We start from the raw sequence: 1,776 nt of genomic DNA on the forward strand, positions 1-1,776 counted from the left end.
CGCCCCGCACACCCGCGCACAGCTCGGACCACCCGACACAGCGGGGCATGAGCTCGCGCGCCCGGCCCCACCGCCCCGCAAGGGGCCGCGCATGTGCTCCGGTCACCGCACACGGCCGCTCGCACGCGACCGCCCAAGGCGCGGACCGCCCCACCCGGGCCCCGGCCGCCCCCACCGCCTCGCGCGCTACCCGCCCGGCCCAGCGCCCGTCCCCCTCCCCCGGTCCCCGCCCCCTCAACCCCGCCCCTCCACGCCCCGCGCCCGGTGTGACAGGGCGGTCAGAGAGGCGTGGGCGGCAGTCAGGGTGCGGCCGTAGCGGCGGACCGCGCGGGCGACGTTGGGGGCGTCGAGGGCGCTGCCCATGACGATGCGGTCGAGATCGAGGTAGGCGCTGCGGAGGCGTTCGATGTGGGTGTAGAGGGGGGCGTCGTCTTCCCAGCCGGCCGTGCGGTCCGGGGAGAGGGCGCGGCTCCAGCGGGTCACCATGCGGGCGCGCAGGGAGGGGCGGGCCGGGGCGAGGTGGAGGTGGCGGATCAGCTCGTGGAGGGGGTCCCCGGTGAGGGCCAGTTCCCAGTCGATCAGCGCGAGGTCGTCGCCGGGGAGGCGGACGAGGTTCCACGGGTTGAGGTCGCCGTGCAGGAGGCCCGGGGTGCGCGGGGTGACGGTGAGCGGGGCGAGGAGCGCTTCGAGCGCGGCGGGGCCGGGCAGTCCGCTCGCGTGCGCGCGGTCGAGGACCGGGGCGGGCAGCGAGGCGACGATGCGGACGAGTTCGGCGCGCAGCCAGGCGAAGAACTCCGGTCGTCCCGCGGCCGGTTCGAGGTGGGAGCAGTCCACGCGGCTGAGCGCGGCGAGCTGGTCCACGAGCGCGTCGGCCTCCCGGACGCGCAGGCCGTTGACGGGGTGGCGCGGGGTGAGCCGTTCGGCGGTCACGCGGCCGGGGGCGGGCAGCGGGCCCTCGTACGTGTGGAGCGCGAAGGAGCCGAGCGCGTCGCGGCCGAGCGCGAGGACGCGGGGGACGCGCGGGGCGCCGGGGTGCCCGTCCCCGTAGGTGGCGTGGATCGCCTCCAGGACGTTGTGCTCGCTGTAGAAGCCGCGCTCCCTGCGGACGGCGACGGACGGCGCGAACCGCCTGACCACGACGGCCCGTTGCCAGGCCGGGAGCCAGACGACGGCGTTGCGGTGCGCGGTGCCGCTCAGGACGCGGACCCGCGCGGGGTCGGCGGCGCGGGCGGCGGCGAGCGCCTCGCTGACGGCGGCGGCCGGGAACTCCCCCGTGAGCGCGAGGCGTTCGTCCGGGGTCCAGCCGAGGGGGCTCGCGGGGAGGTGGTGCCCCGGGCCCGGCGCGCGGGCTCCGGCCGTCTGCGCGCCGGCGGCGTGCGCGACCCCGCAGGCGATGGCGTGCAGCCGGGGGACGGAGACGTGCGGCGCGGGACGGAGGCCGTGCGATCCGGGGCCCCCGTGCGGCTCGTGGCTTCCGTGCGGCGCGGGGCTCGCGTGCGACGACGGGCCCCCGTGCGTCGCCGGGCTCCCGTGTGACGCACCGTGCGCGGCGCCGTGCGGGAACCCGCCTCCGCCGCCCTCGCCGCCGAACGGCTCCTTGCCCTGCCTGCCGGACCTGACGGTACGCACGTGCCACTCCCGAACCGGCCCCGCCCGCCGGGGCTCCGCTCGCTCACCGTAACCGGGCGGAAGGAGTGCTTCCGCTCGCGAGGCCGTGCAGAAACGGTTCGCCGCACGGCAGTGCGGGCCCCCTCACGCCCCGTCCCGGCCCGCCAC

General features: G+C 78.6%; 1 protein-coding gene. It reads right to left on the reverse strand.

What is annotated here, in order from left to right:
- Positions 1 to 234: 234 nt before the first annotated feature.
- Positions 235 to 1,629: a phosphotransferase gene (locus tag SSBG_RS12765; protein WP_008746552.1), complete on the reverse strand. Its 1,395-nt coding sequence runs from the start codon at positions 1,627 to 1,629 to the stop codon at positions 235 to 237.
- Positions 1,630 to 1,776 lie beyond the last annotated feature (147 nt).

The sequence above is a fragment of the Streptomyces sp. SPB074 genome, from assembly GCF_000154905.1.
GTDB lineage: Bacteria > Actinomycetota > Actinomycetes > Streptomycetales > Streptomycetaceae > Streptomyces.